The organism is Streptomyces sp. NPDC026417 (assembly GCF_055567695.1).
The window spans coordinates 216,324-233,823 of record NZ_JBVHPY010000014.1; the positions used below are offsets into that span (position 1 = coordinate 216,324).

A 17,500-nucleotide genomic window follows, 5' to 3' on the forward strand; every position below is an offset into this window, starting at 1 on the left:
GCCCCCTCCGGCACCGCCCGGACGGACGGGCGAGCGGGCCCTCCCCCTCCGGTGGGCCGCCCGGCCCCGTCCGCCCGGGGCGTCGGGACCTACGGCAGCCGCGTCCGGGCCTCCCGCTGGTGCGGGATGCCGGGCTCGGGAAGGACGGTGTCGGGCGTCACGGCGTCGGGCAGGGCCGTCGCGCCCTGCTGGAGCGCCACCGTCCGGGTGGGCGCCGGGATGCGGATGCCCTCGTCCCGGTAGCGCCGGTGCAGCCGCTTGATGAACTCGTGCTTGATCCGGTACTGGTCGCTGAACTCGCCCACACCGAGGATCACGGTGAAGCCGATCCGGGAGTCGCCGAAGGTGTGGAAGCGGACGGCGGGCTCGTGCTCCGGAACCGCGCCCGTGATCTCCGTCATCACCTCGGCGACAACCTCGGTGGTCACCCGCTCCACGTGCTCCAGGTCGCTGTCGTACCCCACGCCGACCTGCACGAGGAGCGTCATCTCCTGCTCGGGCCGGGTGAAGTTGGTCATGTTCGTGCCCGCGAGCTGGGCGTTCGGGATGATGACCAGGTTGTTGGAGAGCTGGCGCACGGTCGTGTTGCGCCAGTTGATGTCGACGACGTAACCCTCCTCACCGCTGCTGAGACGGATGTAGTCGCCGGGCTGGATCGTCTTCGAGGCGAGGATGTGGACGCCGGCGAAGAGGTTGGCGAGGGTGTCCTGCAGAGCCAGCGCGACCGCGAGGCCGCCCACGCCGAGGGCCGTGAGCAGCGGGGCTATCGAGATGCCCAGCGTCTGCAGCATGACCAGGAAGCCCATGGCCAGCACCACGACCCGCGTGATGTTGACGAAGATCGTGGCGGAGCCGGCGACCCCCGACCGGGACTGGGCGAGACTGCGGACCAGACCGGTGACGACCCGGGCGGCGGTGACGGTCGCGACCAGGATGAGCACCACGGTCAGGACCCGGTTCACGTTCCGCCCGACCGGCGCGGTCAGGGGCAGCGCCGTGGCCGCCGCCGCGACGCCCGCGGACACCGCCGCCCACGGCACCAGGGTGCGCAGCGCGTCGACGATGACGTCGTCCCCGCTCCAGCGGGTGCGCAGCGCGTGCTTGCCGAGCCAGCGCAGCAGCATGCGCAGCAGGACGGCCGTCGCGAGACCCGCGGCCAGGGCGATGCCCGCGACGACCAGATCGTCCAGGGTGAGAGCGCGGTTCACCGGTCGCCTCCCGTGCGGCCGAGGGAAGGGCTCGTGGGCCCGATGTGATGTGTCGTCACTTGCCACCTGCTCGAATCCGGGAATGCACGATCACGCCGGACGGATGTGCGCCGTCCGGGACGACCGCTCATCCTGCCGCATCCGGGTGTCCCTCCGTCACCAGGCCTGTGGAAAACGGCCATTGCCCCCGCCGCGGCGTGTACGGTCCCGGCGAGCGGCCGTCAGGCGGCTGACCTCGTACGACGTTTCCGTGCGGCGGCGCCGGACGCGCGCCGGGGATGACGGGGCGGGCGCCCCGGGGCGGGCATTCCGGGGCGGGATGCGAGCGTCATGCCCCCGGTTCCTCCGGCGGTGCTGGGGCGGGCGCCCTCGGGGCGGGAGGGGAGCGTCACGCCCTCCGGTTCCTCCGGCGACGAGGGGCGGGCGCCGCGCGCCGGGAGGGGAGCGTCACGCTCACCGGCTCCTCCGGCGACGACGCGGTGGGCACGCCGGGGCAGGACGCGAACGTCACGGCTTCCGGTTCCTCCGGCGCCCGGCGGGGCTCACAGCTCGGTGAACGAGCCGCCCCGCCCCGCGCCCGCCGCGAAACGGGCGGCGCCCTCCAGGCTCTCGTCCAGGACGCCCATGCCGTACCGGAGTTCGCCGCGCAGGGCCGCCGCCTCGTCCAGGCCCTCCTGGTCGAGCACGGACGCGCGGTCGCCCCGCAGGCAGGACTGCGGGAAGCGGGCGATCGCCGCGGCCAGGGACTCGGCCTCCTCGCGGGCCCGCCCGGGCGGCACGAGTCGGTTGGCGAGGCCCATCTCGTACGCCTCAGCGGCGGGCACCGGACGCCCGGTCAGGATCATGTCCATGGCCCGGCTCGTGCCGATCAGCCGGGGGAGCCGTACCGTGCCGCCGTCGATGAGCGGCACACCCCAGCGGCGGCAGAACACGCCGAAGACCGCGTCCTGTTCGGCCACCCGGAGGTCGCACCAGAGGGCCAGCTCCAGGCCGCCGGCGACGGCGTGCCCCGCGACGGCCGCGACGACCGGCTTCGACAGCCGCAGCCGGGTCGGCCCCATGGGGCCGTCACCGTCCTCCGCCACCCGGTTGCCCCGTCCGGTTCCGATCGCCTTCAGGTCGGCGCCCGCGCAGAACGTCCCGCCCTCGCCCCACAGCACCGCGGCCCGGGCCGATTCGTCCGCCTCGAACTCCCTGAAGGCGTCGGCGAGGGCGGCGGCGGTGGGACCGTCCACGGCGTTGCGCGCCTCCGGCCGGGACAGGACCACGGTGGTGACGTGTCCCCGACGTTCGATCCGTACCGGCATCCGCCGCCCTCTTCCGTCCGTGCCCGCACCCCAGAGGCCCCGCAGACTACTCCCGGGTCCGGCCGCGGGTTACGGGAGGCGTATCCGCGCGACCTCCGGCCCGTGCTCAGATGACCTTGAACCGCACCAGGGCCCCCAGCGTCAGCGCGCCCGGCAGCAGCGGCAGCCAGACGGTGATGATCCGGTACCCGAGGACCGCGGCCGTCGCCAGGGCCGCCGGACTGCCCGCGGCCACGAGCGTGACGATCAGCGCGGCCTCTACGGAACCGATGCCGCCCGGTACCGGTACCAGCGCGACGGCGACCGTGGCCGCCAGATACGCGACCGCCATGTGCGCCGGCGGCACCGGCAGGCCCAACGCCTGCCCCACCGCCGCCAGTCCGGCCGCCTGGAGCACCGGGAACGCCAGAGAGCCGCCCCACAGCGCGCACACCCGGGCCGGACGTACGTGGACCGAGCGCGCTTCCCCGAGCGCGGTCCGCAGGAAGGCCCCCACCGCCGAGCGCAGTCGCGGGACCAGGAACACCACCGCGACGAGGGCGCAGAGGGCCGCGGCCACGGCGAGGAGCAGCGGGCCGGCCGCACCCGACGGCACGAGCGTTCCCGGGCGCAGGGCGTCCGGGAACACGAGGAGCAGCGCGACCAGGAGGCCGACCCGGGTCACCGACTCGGCCAGCAGATACAGCGCGAGTGCCGCCGTCGCACGGGCCGGCGGCACACCGCACACCGTCATGAAACGGAGGTTGACCGCGCCCGCGCCGAGCCCGGTGGGGAGCAGATGGTTGGCCGCGCCGGCCGCGAACTGCGCGGCCAGCAGCCGGCGCGCGGGCAGCCGCTGGACGACGGCTCCCTGACGGGTGAGGGCCGCGGCCACCCAAGTGAGGCATGTCGCCCCCGCGGCCGCCGCCAGCCACGGCCACGCGGCGCCGCGCAGATGCCCGAAGCCTTCCTGGAGGACCGAGCGGTGGCGCAGCGCGGCCCACAGCACCAGGGCGAGCGGGAGCAGGCACAGGACCCTGCGGACCGGCAGGCGGCGGGGAAGGGAGGGGGGAAGGGGTACGGCCGTCACATCCGGAGAGGTTTTCCACACCGCACCAACGTGGGGTTGCGGGCGCGAGGACGCCGGCTGACACGCGGGGCAAGGGGCGGAGGAAGCGGCTCCCGTCGCCCCGCCGCGAGCCGTCCGAGGGGCGGCCGGGCGGGCAGCCGGCGTGCGGGAGAGGTGGGCACATGCCGTCCCGGACGGGAGCGGAACCCGCGAAGCGTTGACCTCAAGGTTGCTTGAGGTCCTAACGTCTCTCCCATGAGCATGGAGACCACAGCCTGGACACAGCTGCACAGCGTCATGAACGCGCAGCAAAAGCGTCACCCCTTCTCCCGTGCGACCCTGCGCCGGATCAGGGACTTCGCGCGCCCGCACCGCCGCCACATCGCCTACTTCGTGCTGCTCAGCGTCGTGAGCGCCCTGCTCGCCGTGGCCACGCCGGTGCTCGCGGGACACGTCGTGGACGTCATCGTGTCCGGCGGCGACGAGAGCACGGTGGTGCGCCTCGCCGTCCTCATCGCGGTCATCGCGGTGGCCGAGGCCGGGTTCGGGATCCTCGGCCGCTGGCTGTCGTCGACGCTGGGGGAGAGCCTCATCCTCGATCTGCGGACGGCTGTCTTCGATCATGTGCAGCGCATGCCGGTCGCGTTCTTCACACGTACCCGTACGGGCGCGCTGGTCAGTCGGCTCAACAACGACGTGATCGGTGCCCAGCGGGCCTTCAGCAACACCCTGTCCGGTGTCGTCGGCAACGTTGTGACGCTGCTGCTCACGCTCGCCGTGATGCTCACCCTGTCCTGGCAGATCACCCTGCTCGCGCTGGTGCTGCTCCCGGTGTTCGTGATCCCCGCCCGCCGCATGGGCCGCCGGATGGCCGGACTCCAGCGGGAGGCGGCCGACCTCAACGCCGCGATGGGCACCCGGATGACGGAGCGCTTCTCGGCGCCCGGCGCCACCCTCGTCAAACTCTTCGGCCGGCCCGGGGACGAGTCCGCGGAGTTCGCGGTGCGGGCCCGGCGGGTGCGGGACATCGGCGTGCGGACGGCGATGGCGCAGTCCGCGTTCATCACCGCGCTGACCCTCGTCTCCGCCCTGGCCCTCGCCCTCGTGTACGGACTCGGCGGCTGGTTCGCCCTGCGCGGCAGCCTGGAACCGGGCGCCGTCGTCTCCCTGGCCCTGCTGCTGACCCGCCTCTACGCGCCGCTCACCTCGCTCGCCGGGGCGCGTGTGGAGGTCATGAGCGCCCTGGTCAGCTTCGAGCGTGTCTTCGAGGTCCTCGACCTGCGGCCCCTCATCGAGGAGAAGCCGGACGCCCGGGACGTCCCGGCCGGCCCCGTGCCCGTGGAATTCGAGAACGTCCGCTTCGCCTACCCCTCGGCCGACAAGGTCTCCCTCGCCTCGCTGGAGGAGGTCGCGGCCCTCGACACCCGCGGCGGCGCCGAGGTCCTGCACGGCGTCTCCTTCCGCGCCGAACCCGGCCAGACGGTGGCACTCGTCGGGTCGTCCGGAGCCGGAAAGTCCACCATCGCCCAGCTGCTTCCGCGGCTGTACGACACCGACGAGGGCACCGTCCGGATCGGCGGCGTCGACGTGCGCGACCTGAGCGCCGAGTCGATGCGCGAGACCCTCGGCATGGTCACCCAGGACGGGCACCTCTTCCACGACTCGGTGCGGGCCAACCTGCTGCTCGCCCGCCCCTCCGCCACCGAGGACGACCTGTGGGACGTCCTGCGCCGCGCCCGCCTGGAGGACCTCGTGCGGTCCCTGCCCGACGGCCTCGACACGGTGGTCGGCGAGCGCGGCTACCGGCTGTCCGGCGGTGAGCGCCAGCGGATGACCATCGCCCGGCTGCTGCTCGCCCGCCAGCGCGTCGTCATCCTCGACGAGGCCACCGCCCACCTGGACAACACCTCGGAGGCTGCCGTCCAGGAGGCGCTGACCGAGGCGCTGGAGGGACGGACCGCCGTGGTGATCGCGCACCGCCTGTCGACCGTGCGTGCCGCCGACGCCATCCTCGTCGTCGAGGCCGGCCGGATCGTGGAGCGCGGGACGCACGACGAACTGCTGGCGGCGGGGGGCCGGTACGCCGAGCTGTACCGGACCCAGTTCGCGCCCGGGACGGGAAGCGCGCGGGACGCCGGGACCGAGACCTCGGAGAGGGTCCCCGAGGACGCGACGGAGACGGCGGTGGCGTGAGCCTCCCGGAAACCGGCGATGGCGTCGTCGGACTCGGGCTGGCCGGTCACCCGCGGGGCGTCGGCACGGTCGTCGCGCCGTCGTCCTCGCCGCGCACCGGGGCGCGGAGGCTGGTCGAGGACCTCGCGGGCCGTGCCCCGGTCGTCACCGGAACGGGGCCGGCGGGCGGGGAGCGGGCGGCCGAGGAGCCGGGTGACGCGTTCGAGGAAAGGGCGAGTGCCCCTCTGGTCCGCTCACGGACCCGGGTCGCGGCACCGGGAGCCGTCATCTGCGCTACCGCGCCGCCGCAGCGTCGCCGGGGACCCGGGCCGGCGTCCCGTGGCGTCCCGACCTGCCGGGCGCCCTCGGAGTTCGGCAGGCCGGGACGTCACAGGGCGATGACGTGAAGGTCGACGAGGTCGAGCAGCGCCCGCAGGGCCGAGCCGGGCCGCCTGGTCGACGACGTGCCGAGATGCATGCTCCAGCGGAGCACGGTGCCCCGGACGTCCAGGACGTGCAGGCCGGGGGTGCGGTCGACGGCGAACGCGGGCAGGAAGGCGATGCCCAGACCGTGCCGGACCAGGGCCGCCCCCATGTCGATGTCGGGCACTTCCAGTGCCACCCGGCGTACGACGCCCGCCGCCGCGAATGCCCGGTCGACCACCTCGCGGTTGCCGTAGCCCGGCGGGAAGTCCACGAAGGGCTCTGCCGCGAGGTCCGCGAGTGCCACGTCCTGCCGCTGCGCGAGCGGGTGGTCGGTGCTCACCACCAGGACGAGCGGCACGGTGGCCAGCTCCCGTGCGTCGATCCCGGCGGGCTTGTGCTCGGGCAGCGACAGGAAGGCCACGTCCAGGTCCCCGCTGAGCAGTGCGTGCGCCAGCCCCGCCGAGCCGGTCGTCGCCAGCCGCAGCCGGACGTCGATCGCGGGATGCCGCGCGTGCAGCTGCCCGAGGAGTGCGGGCAGGTCCACCACCTCCACCGAGGCCATGGCACCGACGTTCACCGTGCCGAGAAGCGTGCCCTGCGCGGAGCGCACGGCGTCCTGGGCCGCCTGCGCCGCGTGCAGAGTGGCCCGAGCCTCCGGCAGCAGCGCCGCGCCGGCCCCGGTGAGCCGAACCTGCTGCGACGTGCGCTCGAACAGCGCGCAGCCGAGGTCGCGCTCCAGGGAACGGATCGCGGCGGACACCCCGGACTGCACCACGTGCAGCCGACGGGCGGCGCGGGTGAAACTCAGCTCCTCGGCGACCGTGATGAAGTGCTCCAGCTGACGTAGCTCCACCCGAGAAGTATCACTCATGCTGCTCAAGCCCAGCAAAAGCATTCGTTGGCACTGATTCTGGCTGGTGAGGACAATGGAAGGCGCCGTTCACTTCCACTTGAGGAGGGGTACCCCTGCCTGCCGTTCCGACGCCGTTGTGCCGTCCCACAGCCGAGGCTTCCGGCGACCCGACCCACCGGGTCCCCGCACCCGCTCCCGCCTGCCTGCCGCCCCGTGCGCCCGCCCGGCGCCGTGCCTCGCACGCGACCGGGTTCTGGCTCGTGGCGGTGGCCTTCACCGTGCTGATGGCCTTCGGTACCGCGCCCACCCCGCTGTGGCCGCTGTACGAGGCCCGGGACCACTTCGGGGCGACCACGGTCACGGTGGCGTACGCCTCGATGGTCGTGGGCGCGGCGGTCGCCTTCCTCGGGCTGGGACACCTGTCGGACCGGCTCGGGCGGCGGCGCATCATCGTCCCGGCGCTGCTGATCGGCATCATCGCCTCGGTCGTACTGATCGTGTGGCGCGACCTGCCGGGACTGATCACGGGCAGGGTCCTGAACGGTGTCGGACTGGGGCTGATGGCCTCGACCGCGACGACGTACCTGCACGACCTCCACCACGAGGCCCGTCCGGAACGGACGGGTTCGGTGCTGCCCGGCATCGTGGCCACCGCCGCCAACCTCGGCGGACTGGCCTCGGGGCCCCTGGTCGCCGGAGCCGCCGCCGAATGGCTCCCCACGCCCTTGATCACCACCCAGGCGATCTTCACGCTCGCCATGGCAGTGTGCCTGGTGCTAGTGCTGTGCACCCCGGAGACCGTGGACCTTGAGCTGCCCGCGGCCGAACCGCCCCGCAGGTTCGCCCTGCGCCCCGGCGGCCGGCGGACCTTCGGCGCGGCCGGCGCGCTGGGCGCCTTCGCCTTCGCGATCCTCGGCCTGATCTCCTCGCTCGGGGCCAGCGTGCTCCACGGCACCCTGCACACCGACTCGCACCTCGTGGTCGGCCTGGCGGCCTTCCTCATGTTCGGTTCCGCGGCGGCCGCCCAGCTGGTGCTGGGACGCCTCCCGCTGCCCCGGGTCCTGACCGTGGGGGCGGTGGTCTTCCCGGTCGGCCTGCTCCTGTGCGCCGTCGCGCTCCACCACCCGGTGCTCTGGCTCTACCTGGTCGCCGTGGCCCTGTCGGGAGCCGGCTCCGGGCTGCTGTTCAAGGGAGGCGTCGAACGTGCCGTCTCAGTGGCCGAGCCCGCCTCACGCGCGGGGGTCCTCGCCGTGTTCTTCGTCGTCGCCTACCTCGGCATGGGCCTGCCCTCCGTGCTGTTCAGCATCGCCCTGCGGCATTTCGCCGTGCAGACCGCGATGATCGGCTTCGCGGCGGTCCTCTCCTGCGGCGCCGTCATGTCGGTCGTCGTCGCGCTGCGCGACCGCGCACCGGTTCCCGGCGCGCGCTCGGCGCGGTCAGCTCGCTCCTCCTGAACTCCCTGCGACGCATGCGACCCCGGTTGTCCTGTCTGGGCGGCGCGGACCTGGGTACTCGGCGCGGGTCCGCGTGACTCGGCTCCGCGGCCGACGGGAGGCACGAGATGTCTGCGGAATCGGCCAGAACGATCGCACTCCCCTCCGGAGAGGAGATCTCGGCGCTCGGGCAGGGCACCTGGTATCTCGGCGAGGACCCGGCCCGGCGTGAACAGGAGATCGCCGCGCTGCGGCTGGGCGTGGACCTGGGCATGACCGTCGTCGACACGGCGGAGATGTACGGCGACGGCGCAGCCGAGGAGCTCGTCGGAGAGGCCCTTCGGGGACGCCGGGAAGAGGTCTTCCTCGTCAGCAAGGTCCTGCCCGGCCACGCCGACCGGAAGGGTACCGTCGCCGCCTGCGAGCGCAGCTTGCGGCGGCTCCGTGCGGAACAGCTGGACCTGTACCTGCTGCACTGGCGCGGACGGTGGCCACTCGAGGAGACCCTCGCGGGATTCACCGACCTGATGGAGGCGGAGAAGATCCGGCACTGGGGGGTGAGCAATCTGGACGTCGCCGACATGGTCGAGCTCACCGCGATCCCCGGCGGCGACGCCGTGGCCGTCGACCAGGTGCTGTACAACCTCTCCCGGCGCGGCATCGAGTGGGATCTGCTCCCCTGGTGCCGCGAGGCCGGCGTGACGGCCATGGCCTACTCCCCGATCGAGCAGGGGCGGCTGCTGAAGGTCGAGGCCCTGGGCGCCGTGGCCCGGGCCCTCGACGCCACGCCGACCCAGGTGGCGCTCGCCTGGGTGCTGGCACAGGGGGTGGCGGCGATCCCGCGTTCCGGATCGCCCGACCACGTCCGGGAGAACCGCGGCGCGGCGGACCTCCACCTCCCCGCCGAGGCGCTCGACGCCCTTGACGAGGCGTTCCCGCCGCCCGGCGGGCCCACGCCCCTGGAGATGCTCTGAAGGCATCGCAGGACGGCGTGCTTCTCGCGCGTCGCCGGCGCCGGGCGTGCGGACGCCGCTCCGGGATGTCTGCGCACCCATGCTGCTCTGCCAGGGGAAGAGGGGGAGCCCTTTTTCGGCCTGGGGTGGGGAGGCGCTCAGCAGGGGGCTCTGCGAATCTCGACCGGGTAACAGCCGATCGCGGCACGGGCAGAAGCGAACGACGACGTCCGGTTCCCGATGAGGAGGCGAGAGGCATGACCGTGATGGGTGTGTCGAAGTTCGAGAGGTTCTTCCGCGCCGCCGCGGGCCTCGACGTGGACAAGAACGACCTGAAGCGGTACGGCGACTTCGTCGACGCCAAGCTCTACGACCTCCTGGTCGTCGGCCAGGCGTCGGCCAAGGCCAACGGCCGGGACACCGTCGAACCGTGGGACCTACCGATCACCAAGGGCCTCCAGGAGAGCATCCACCGGTTCCGTCGGCTCGACGAGGAGGTCGAGCTGAAGCCGATCCTGGAACAGCTCGCCGCGCACCCGGCCCTCGACCGGGCCCCCACCGAGGAGACCGAACAGCGCTACCCCGAGATCATCGGCGGTCTCAGCGTCGCCCTCGCCGAGACGTTCAAGATCGTGTATCCGGATGAAAAGAACCCGCAGACCAGCCAGTGGGAGGGCGTGACTGCGGTGTTCGACCGGCTGCTGTAGCAGTCGCACCCCGTGCGTGTCGCCCGGAGCGGCGGACCGACTGCGCGAGGCTCTCCGACATCCGGCCCGGCCGGTACGCCACCGGGCTCGCCCGCGTTCGACCCGGCGACACCGTGGTGATCCACGGAGCCGCTCGCATCGCACGACCAGCGACTCGTGAAGGGAGCCCGACCATGACACGGGAACTCCAGGGGATGAGGGTGGCGATTCTGGCCACCGACGGCGTCGAGCGCGTGGAACTGGACCAGCCGCGCGGTGCGCTGCAGGGCGCAGGGGCGGAGACCGAGATCGTCTCGCTCCACCCCGGCGAGATCCAGGCCCGCCAGTTCGACCTCAACCCGGCCGGAACCTTCCCCGTGGACCGGCTGGTCGCCGACGCCTCCGTCGACGACTACCACGCCCTGCTCCTGCCCGGCGGCACCATGAACCCCGACCAATTGCGCATGGACCGCGACGCGGTGCGGTTCGTCAAGGACTTCATGGCCGGCGGGAAACCGGTCGCGTCGATCTGCCACGGCCCCTGGACCCTGGCGGAAGCCGACGCCGTGCGAGGCCGCCGCCTGACGTCCTGGCCCAGCATCCGCACCGACCTGCGCAACGCCGGCGCGGAGGTCGCCGACGAGGAGGTGGTCGTCGACGGCCAACTGGTCACCAGCCGCGGCCCGGCCGACCTGCCCGCCTTCTGCGCCGCCGTCGTGGAGCAGTTCGCCCGGGCTCACCACCCCATACCCGGCTGACTTGGCGCCGGACTGCTTGGCGGCGGTGGGCGCAGCCAAGGCCGAACGCCGCCGGCCCCCGCCGAGCAGTCCGGATCAGTGGGTCCGGCGAGAGCGCGCGCGAAGAGGCTGCCCCGTGCGGTGCAGCGGCAGGCGGCGGGACCACCGCCGACGGGTCGGTGTGAGCCCCGGAACACCTGGGGACAGCTGACCGGGCATGCGAACCGTTGTACGCTCCGGAGACCGCCCTTGACCTGCAAAGGCAGGCAGGGAGCTGACAAACCGGGAGCTTCGCCATGTTCCGCACCATGTTCAAGTCCAAGATCCACCGCGCCACCGTCACCCAGGCCGACCTGCACTACGTGGGATCGGTGACCATCGACGCCGATCTGCTCGACGCCGCCGATCTGCTGCCCGGTGAGCTCGTGCACATCGTCGACATCACCAACGGTGCCCGCCTGGAGACCTACGTCATCGAGGGGGAGCGCGGCTCGGGGGTCGTCGGGATCAACGGGGCCGCCGCCCATCTCGTGCACCCCGGCGATCTGGTGATCATCATCAGTTACGCTCAGGTGACCGACGCCGAGGCGCGGACGCTCGAGCCCCGGGTGGTGCACGTGGACCGCGACAACCGGATCGTCGCCCTGGGGGCCGACCCGTCCGAGCCGGTACCGGGCTCGGACCAGAAGCGCAGCCCGCAGGCCGTCCCGGCCTGAGCCGTCCTCCGTCGTCCCGGCCCGCCCCCAGCCCGAGGAGTGTGCACATGAGCGACATCGAGATCCGCGACGACCGGGACGCCGGCCGCCTGGAGGCCTTCGCCGGGGACGACGTGGTCGGCCACATCGAGTACTTCGTCCTCGACGCCCCCGAGCGCGCCCTCGTGCCGGTGCACACCATCGTGGAACCCGCCCACGAGGGACAGGGCATCGGCAGCTCGCTCGCCCGCGAGCTGTACGGCATCGCCGGGCGCGAGGGCGTGGCGGTCGCACCGCTCTGCCCGTACGTCGTCAAGTGGGCGGCCCGTCACCCCGACGAGGCCCCGGCCGCCGCGCCCGAACTCGTACAGGCCGCGAAGGACTGGCTGGACGCCCACCCGGGCCGCTTCTGATGCCGGAAACGGGCACGCTCGCCCTGCTGCACACCTCGCCCGCGCACATCCCCGTCTTCGACGCGCTGCGCGACGAGGCTCACCCGGGCCTCGGACTGCGGCACCTCGTCGCCGAGGACCTTCTCTCCCGTGCCCGCGCCGAGGGCCCCGACGCGGTGGCGGGCGACGTGCGGGCGGCCCTCGACCGTGCCGTCGCGGAGGGAGCGGGCGCCGTGCTCTGCACCTGCTCGACCATCGGCGGCGTCGCCGAGGCGGCCGATGCCGCGGTGCCGGTACTGCGGGTGGACCGGCCGATGGCCGCCGCCGCGGTGGCCGCGGGCCCGCGCGTCGTCGTCCTCGCCACGGTGGAGAGCACCCTGGCGTCGACGGTCGCCCTGGTCGAGGAGGAGGCACGGCGGGACGGCCGTCCGGCCGATGTCCGTACGGTCCTGGTCGACGGCGCGTTCGCGCTCTTCGAGGCGGGCGACACCCAGGGCTGCGCCCGTGCCGTCGCGGACGTGGCCGACGCGGTCACCGACGCCGACGCGATCGTCCTCGCCCAGGCCTCCATGGCGCCCGCCCGGCACCTGACCAGGACGACCGTGCCGGTGCTGTCGAGCCCCGGTCCGGGACTCGCGGCGGGAGCGGACGCGGTACTACGCCGGGGCTGACGAGCACGCGGGCCGGACGGGACGACCGGCAGTCGTACGGCCATCCTCATGCAGGCGTGCCGAGGCTGACCGGGACGTTGCCCGGTGAGACGGCCTTGAGCCGTACCGGAGTCGTATCCGCGCTGACAAGGAGCGCCGGCAGAGCGCGCTCTGCCGGGCCCCGGCCCGCCCGCACCCACGCCAACCGTCCCGTCCGCACGCGGCCCCCGTCACCCGGAGCCGCACGCCCCGATGCCCCGGTTGGACCCACCTGGTCGTCTTCCGTGGTGCGACGGGGTGACTGGGGGCGCCGGGCTCGGGTAGGCGTGGGAAAAGTCCAGGGCCGACGTACCGACTGGCTGGAGGACACCATGACCGAGCCGTTCCCCACTCCCGTACCGCCGAGTCCCACGCCGGGACCGGCCCCCGATCCGCAGCCGTTCCCCGACCCGGCTCCGCCGAACCCGACCCCGCCGCCGGGCCCGGGTCCGGGTCCGGGGCCCGCTCCGGAGCCGCCCTCGCCGTCGCCGGTCCCGAAGCCGCCGGGGCCCGACCCCGTTCCGGAGCCCGACCCGCAGCCGGGACCCCTGTCCCGGCGGGCGTGACGCGGCGATTCTGCACGGCCGGTGGCCCGGTGCGGAGGCGTTTCGCTCCTCCGCACCGGGCCACCGGCCCACCGCGCGGGCGTCCTACGCCTCGACCTCCGACCGGTCCCCGCCCCACAGCGTGTGGAACGAGCCCTCCCGGTCCGTGCGCCGGTAGGTGTGCGCGCCGAAGAAGTCACGCTGCCCCTGGGTGAGCGCCGCCGGCAGGCGCTCGGCGCGCAGCGCGTCGTAGTAGGCGAGGGCCGCCGCGAAGCCGGGCGTGGGCACGCCCTGGAGGGTCGCGGCGACGAGCACCTCGCGCCAGTTGTCCTGCGCGGCGGCGATCTCCTGCGCGAACGTCTCGTCGGACAGCAGGCTCGGCAGGTCCGCCCGGGCGTCGTACGCCGCGCGGATGCGGTCCAGGAAGGCGGCGCGGATGATGCAGCCGCCCCGCCAGATGGAGGCCACCGCACCGAGGTCGATGTCCCAGTCGTACTCCGCGCTGCCCGCGCTGATCTCGTGGAAGCCCTGGGTGTACGACACGATCTTCGAGGCGTAGAGCGCCTGTTCGACGCGGTCCGCGAAGGCGGCGGCCTCGCCCTCCCCGAGCTTGGCGGCCTTCGGGCCCGCCAGGTCGCGCGAGGCGGCCCTGAGGTCGGCGTGCCCGGACAGCGAGCGGGCGAAGACCGCCTCGGCGATGCCGGACACCGGGACGCCGAGGTCCAGGGCGATCTGCACGGTCCAGCGGCCGGTGCCCTTCTGCTCGGCCCGGTCCTGCACGATGTCCACGAACGGCTCGCCCGTCGCCTCGTCCACGTGGGAGAGGACCTCGGCGGTGATCTCGATCAGGTACGAGTCGAGTCGGCCGGTGTTCCAGGTGCGGAAGATCTCCGCGATCTGCGCGGGCGAGTACCCGGCCACGTCGCGCAGCAGCTGGTAGGCCTCGCCGATCAGCTGCATGTCGGCGTACTCGATGCCGTTGTGGACCATCTTCACGAAGTGCCCGGCGCCGTCGGGGCCGCAGTGCGTCACGCAGGGCGAGCCGTCCGAGGCCTTCGCGGAGATCTTCTCCAGCATGGGGCCCAGCGACTCGTACGACTCCTTGGAGCCGCCCGGCATGATGCTCGGTCCGTGCAGCGCGCCCTCCTCGCCGCCGGAGATGCCCGTACCGACGAAGTGGATGCCCTGCTCGCGCAGCTCGCGCTCCCGGCGGCGGGTGTCCGCGAAGTGGGCGTTGCCGCCGTCGATGATCATGTCTCCGGGCTCCAGGAGCGGTGCGAACTCCTGGATCACCGCATCGGTCGGGTCACCGGCCTTGACCATGATCACCAGTCGGCGCGGACGCTCCAGGGCCGCCACGAACTCCTTCGCGGTCTCGGCCGCCACGAACTCGCCCTCGTGCCCGAACTCCTCCACCAGGGCATGTGTCTTCGAGGCGGTCCGGTTGTGCACGGCGACCGCGAAGCCGTTGCGGGCGAAGTTGCGGGCGAGGTTGCGGCCCATGACCGCGAGACCCGTGACGCCGATCTGCGCTGAAGTGCTCATAGGTGACTCCTGAGAGGTCCTGTTATCGCTGATGCCGGTCGTGCTCGTCAGTATTGCCCCCCGGCCATCCTGACTCGCCGAGGGTGTGTACGCAGAAGAACCCATCGGTGCCTCATCGGCGGGCACCGCCACGCGGCATCGGGTTTCGGCCACATCGCCCGCCGCTGACCTGAGCAACTCTTGAAAGGGAAACAGCACGGCCGATTGCCGCCTTGTCCCGGCCGGTTGGAGCCGCTTACTTTTGCCGCTCCTGACAGGTGTCGAGGGGGGCTTCATCATGGCCGTGCGCGGCCGGCATCGCCGGTACCAGCCGAACAGGATCAACCGGGCCTCGCTCACGGTCACCGCGGGTGGCGCCGGCATGGCGATCCCGCTCATCGGCGCCGGCGTCGCGGACGCGGCCGACGTGGGGACCTGGAACAAGGTCGCGGCCTGCGAGTCCACGAACAACTGGAGCATCAACACCGGCAACGGCTATTACGGGGGACTGCAGTTCAGTCAGTCCACCTGGGAGGCGTACGGCGGCAAGCTCTACGCCCGGCGCGCGGACCTGGCCACCAAGGACCAGCAGATCGCCGTCGCGGAGAAGGTGCTGAGGAGCCAGGGCCCGGGTGCCTGGCCGGTGTGCTCCGTCCGGGCCGGTCTGACCCGCGGCGGTGCCACCCCCGACCTCGACACCGCGGACACCCCGGCGCGGACGTCCAAGCGCACCGTCAAGGACGTACGCCCCCAGACCACTCCCCAGTCGCAGGCGGGTACGGCCGAGATGTACACGGTCGTCCGGGGCGACACGCTCTCCGGCATCGCCGACTCGCGGCGGGTGCAGGGAGGTTGGCAGCAGCTGTACGCGGCCAACCGTGCCACCGTGGGCGCCGACCCCGACCTGATCGTCCCGGGCCAGCGGCTGAACCTGCACGCCAAGGCCCCGGCGCACCCGGCCGACACGCGGGCGCCGGCCGGGAAGCCGGCGGCGAAGCCCGCGACGAAGAAGCCGGCGAAGACCGCCCCGCAGAAGGCCTCCTCGGACACGGCGCCCAAGACCCACACTCTCGTCGCCCCGGTGACGGCCTCGACCGGAACGCCGTACCGCGCCGCCGGTTCGTCCTGGTCGAAGGGGTACCACACGGGCGTCGACTTCCCGGTGGCCACCGGGACCTCGGTCAAGGCGGTCGGAGCCGGGCACGTGGTCAGCGCCGGCTGGGGCGGCTCCTACGGGTACCAGGTGGTCATCCGGCACTCCGACGGCCGCTACAGCCAGTACGCCCATCTGTCGGCGATCTCGGTGCGCGCGGGGCAGAACGTGGCGGTCGGGCAGCGCATAGGGCGCTCCGGCTCCACGGGCAACAGCACAGGACCCCACCTGCACTTCGAGGTGCGGACGGGGCCCGGCTTCGGCAGTGACGTCGATCCGGTCGCCTACCTGCGCGCAGGCGGCGTCAGGATCTGACGCGGGTGCGCCGGTGGTTGCGGCGCGCCAGCGGCACATACGGCCCGCCGTAGAAGGGGCTGTAGTAGCCCTGCACCTCGTCGGCCGGCTCCCGGTCCTCGTGCGCGCCCTCGGGGGCGGGCACCGGGACCGGCAGGAGGACGTCCTCGGGCACGGTCACGGCGGGGAAGACGTCGGGCGGCACCGTGGTCACGGGCTGGTCGGGCAGCCGGGCCAGCAGTTCCTCGATGACCTCGGACGCGACCAGCCCGTCCGCCCCGGGGAGCCCGTCCGATGCCGTGAACCCGTCCGAGGCGGCGAACCGGTCCCGCCCGGCCGCCCCGTCCGGTGCGGCCGCTCCGTCGGTTCCGACGAGGACGACGGGTCCGGCGAAGGTCTCCGGGACGACCGCGTGCGGCGCGCCGGCCGGGTCCGTCCCGGCCCGCGGAGCGCGGGCCGCAGCGGTCGTGGCGGGGACGGGAGCGGGCGCCGCCGACGGAGCCTGCTGCGGATCCGTGCGGCGTGCGCCGCCCAGCCGCTCCGTGGTGAGCAGGATCAGGCCGCCCGCGGCGACGACGCCGCAGCCGAGCGCGAGAACCGTGCCCGTGGTGCCGTGGCGGAAGGTCTCGCCGAACATCGTGATGCCCACGGCCGCCGCCACGACCGGGTTGACCACCGTCAGCGTGGCCAGCGGCGCCGCGAGGCCGCCGCCCCGGTAGGAGGCCTGCGACAGCAGCATGCCGGCCGTGGCCAGGACCGCGATGACGCCCAGGGACGGCAGGTCCGCGAGGGAGACGCCGCCGGTCCAGTCCACGGCGACCGTCTTCGTGAAGACCGACGAGATACCGAAGGCGAGACCGGCCGCCACCGCGAGCAGCACGCTGCGCACCGCCGGGTGGCGGTGCGCGGCCCGGGCCGCCGCCATCAGCGCGACCACCGCGCCGCCCGTCACCAGCGCCAGCACGATGCGCTGGGCGCTGCCCAGGGACTGCGCGTCGGCCGTGCCGACCAGCGACAGCAGGCCCGCGAGCCCGACGGTCGCCATGATCGCGCCGCGCCAGGCGGTGGATCCGGCCCGGCGGCCGACGAAGAGGGCGGCCATGGGAAGCGCGAACACGATCGTCAGCGCGCCGAGGGGCTGCACCAGGCTCAGCGGACCGTAGGCCAGCGCCACCACGTGCAGCAGCCCGCCGAGACCGTTCAGCGCGACGGCGGCCCACCAGCCGAGCCTGCGCAGCGGCGCGTACGTCTGGTCCGGCGACGTCACCGCGACCTGCTCCTGGACGATCGCCCCGCCGGCGTAGGCGACGGCGGAGACGAGCGAGAGCAGCACGGACAGCGAGAGGGCGTTCACGAGTCCCTCCTCTGCGTGCGGCGTGGGCGCT

15 protein-coding genes are annotated in these 17,500 nt (G+C 73.4%); 9 read left to right on the plus strand and 6 right to left on the minus strand.

What is annotated here, in order from left to right; translation table 11 throughout:
- Positions 1–89 precede the first annotated feature (89 nt).
- The 3 genes from ACZ4NT_RS22870 to ACZ4NT_RS22880 all read right to left on the minus strand — a co-directional run bounded on the left by ACZ4NT_RS22870 (position 90) and on the right by ACZ4NT_RS22880 (position 3,584).
- Entirely contained in the window at positions 90–1,208 is a 1,119-nt protein-coding gene (locus tag ACZ4NT_RS22870; protein ID WP_121407323.1) for a mechanosensitive ion channel family protein, read from the minus strand.
- Between the two features lie 542 nt (positions 1,209–1,750).
- Positions 1,751–2,515: a crotonase/enoyl-CoA hydratase family protein gene (locus ACZ4NT_RS22875; protein WP_467727242.1), complete on the minus strand. Its 765-nt coding sequence runs from the start codon at positions 2,513–2,515 to the stop codon at positions 1,751–1,753.
- 106 nt (positions 2,516–2,621) lie between these two features.
- Complete coding sequence (locus ACZ4NT_RS22880; RefSeq protein ID WP_467727244.1) at positions 2,622–3,584, minus strand: lysylphosphatidylglycerol synthase transmembrane domain-containing protein; 963 nt, start codon at positions 3,582–3,584, stop codon at positions 2,622–2,624.
- Between the two features lie 240 nt (positions 3,585–3,824).
- On the opposite strand from ACZ4NT_RS22880, the gene ACZ4NT_RS22885 reads away from it, so the two are divergent.
- Complete coding sequence (locus tag ACZ4NT_RS22885) at positions 3,825–5,756, plus strand: ABC transporter ATP-binding protein (RefSeq protein ID WP_467727283.1); 1,932 nt, start codon at positions 3,825–3,827, stop codon at positions 5,754–5,756.
- Between the two features lie 367 nt (positions 5,757–6,123).
- Here the strand turns inward: ACZ4NT_RS22885 and ACZ4NT_RS22890 are convergent, their stop codons facing one another.
- Complete coding sequence (locus ACZ4NT_RS22890) at positions 6,124–7,014, minus strand: LysR family transcriptional regulator (protein WP_467727246.1); 891 nt, start codon at positions 7,012–7,014, stop codon at positions 6,124–6,126.
- 266 nt (positions 7,015–7,280) lie between these two features.
- On the opposite strand from ACZ4NT_RS22890, the gene ACZ4NT_RS22895 reads away from it, so the two are divergent.
- The 7 genes from ACZ4NT_RS22895 to ACZ4NT_RS22925 all read left to right on the plus strand — a co-directional run bounded on the left by ACZ4NT_RS22895 (position 7,281) and on the right by ACZ4NT_RS22925 (position 12,581).
- Positions 7,281–8,468, plus strand: coding sequence for an MFS transporter (locus tag ACZ4NT_RS22895; RefSeq protein WP_467727248.1), 1,188 nt, complete (start codon positions 7,281–7,283; stop codon positions 8,466–8,468).
- A 107-nt stretch (positions 8,469–8,575) separates the two neighbouring features.
- Positions 8,576–9,421: an aldo/keto reductase gene (locus tag ACZ4NT_RS22900; protein ID WP_121407327.1), complete on the plus strand. Its 846-nt coding sequence runs from the start codon at positions 8,576–8,578 to the stop codon at positions 9,419–9,421.
- A 236-nt stretch (positions 9,422–9,657) separates the two neighbouring features.
- A complete protein-coding gene (locus ACZ4NT_RS22905) occupies positions 9,658–10,107 on the plus strand; it encodes a DUF1931 family protein (RefSeq protein ID WP_121407328.1) in 450 nt (149 codons plus the stop codon).
- Positions 10,108–10,280: 173 nt separating this feature from the next.
- Positions 10,281–10,844, plus strand: coding sequence for a type 1 glutamine amidotransferase domain-containing protein (locus ACZ4NT_RS22910; protein WP_121407329.1), 564 nt, complete (start codon positions 10,281–10,283; stop codon positions 10,842–10,844).
- A 275-nt stretch (positions 10,845–11,119) separates the two neighbouring features.
- Positions 11,120–11,539: an aspartate 1-decarboxylase gene (gene panD / locus ACZ4NT_RS22915; RefSeq protein WP_467727251.1), complete on the plus strand. Its 420-nt coding sequence runs from the start codon at positions 11,120–11,122 to the stop codon at positions 11,537–11,539.
- A gap of 47 nt (positions 11,540–11,586) precedes the next feature.
- Positions 11,587–11,931: a GNAT family N-acetyltransferase gene (locus ACZ4NT_RS22920; protein WP_121407331.1), complete on the plus strand. Its 345-nt coding sequence runs from the start codon at positions 11,587–11,589 to the stop codon at positions 11,929–11,931.
- Complete coding sequence (locus tag ACZ4NT_RS22925; protein WP_467727254.1) at positions 11,931–12,581, plus strand: aspartate/glutamate racemase family protein; 651 nt, start codon at positions 11,931–11,933, stop codon at positions 12,579–12,581. The genes ACZ4NT_RS22920 and ACZ4NT_RS22925 overlap by 1 nt, the downstream gene beginning before the upstream one ends.
- A 668-nt stretch (positions 12,582–13,249) precedes the next feature.
- Here ACZ4NT_RS22925 and gndA read toward each other — a convergent pair.
- Positions 13,250–14,689, minus strand: coding sequence for an NADP-dependent phosphogluconate dehydrogenase (gndA, locus tag ACZ4NT_RS22930; protein ID WP_121407334.1), 1,440 nt, complete (start codon positions 14,687–14,689; stop codon positions 13,250–13,252).
- Between the two features lie 277 nt (positions 14,690–14,966).
- Here gndA and ACZ4NT_RS22935 point away from each other — a divergent pair, with 277 nt between their 5' ends.
- Positions 14,967–16,136, plus strand: coding sequence for a transglycosylase family protein (locus tag ACZ4NT_RS22935; protein ID WP_121407590.1), 1,170 nt, complete (start codon positions 14,967–14,969; stop codon positions 16,134–16,136).
- Here the strand turns inward: ACZ4NT_RS22935 and ACZ4NT_RS22940 are convergent.
- A complete protein-coding gene (locus ACZ4NT_RS22940; RefSeq protein ID WP_121407335.1) occupies positions 16,126–17,469 on the minus strand; it encodes a DMT family transporter in 1,344 nt (447 codons plus the stop codon). The two genes, ACZ4NT_RS22935 and ACZ4NT_RS22940, sit on opposite strands and share 11 nt — an antisense overlap.
- Positions 17,470–17,500 lie beyond the last annotated feature (31 nt).

Excerpts from the sequence above, each read along its gene's own strand:
- ACZ4NT_RS22875 (WP_467727242.1), bottom strand. The coding sequence starts at position 2,515 with ATGCCGGTACGGATCGAACGTCGGGGACACGTCACCACCGTGGTCCTG.
- ACZ4NT_RS22885 (WP_467727283.1), top strand. The coding sequence starts at position 3,825 with ATGGAGACCACAGCCTGGACACAGCTGCACAGCGTCATGAACGCGCAG.
- ACZ4NT_RS22900 (WP_121407327.1), top strand. The coding sequence starts at position 8,576 with ATGTCTGCGGAATCGGCCAGAACGATCGCACTCCCCTCCGGAGAGGAG.
- ACZ4NT_RS22905 (WP_121407328.1), top strand. The coding sequence starts at position 9,658 with ATGACCGTGATGGGTGTGTCGAAGTTCGAGAGGTTCTTCCGCGCCGCC.
- ACZ4NT_RS22910 (WP_121407329.1), top strand. The coding sequence starts at position 10,281 with ATGACACGGGAACTCCAGGGGATGAGGGTGGCGATTCTGGCCACCGAC.
- panD (WP_467727251.1), top strand. The coding sequence starts at position 11,120 with ATGTTCCGCACCATGTTCAAGTCCAAGATCCACCGCGCCACCGTCACC.
- ACZ4NT_RS22920 (WP_121407331.1), top strand. The coding sequence starts at position 11,587 with ATGAGCGACATCGAGATCCGCGACGACCGGGACGCCGGCCGCCTGGAG.
- ACZ4NT_RS22925 (WP_467727254.1), top strand. The coding sequence starts at position 11,931 with ATGCCGGAAACGGGCACGCTCGCCCTGCTGCACACCTCGCCCGCGCAC.
- gndA (WP_121407334.1), bottom strand. The coding sequence starts at position 14,689 with ATGAGCACTTCAGCGCAGATCGGCGTCACGGGTCTCGCGGTCATGGGC.
- ACZ4NT_RS22935 (WP_121407590.1), top strand. The coding sequence starts at position 14,967 with ATGGCCGTGCGCGGCCGGCATCGCCGGTACCAGCCGAACAGGATCAAC.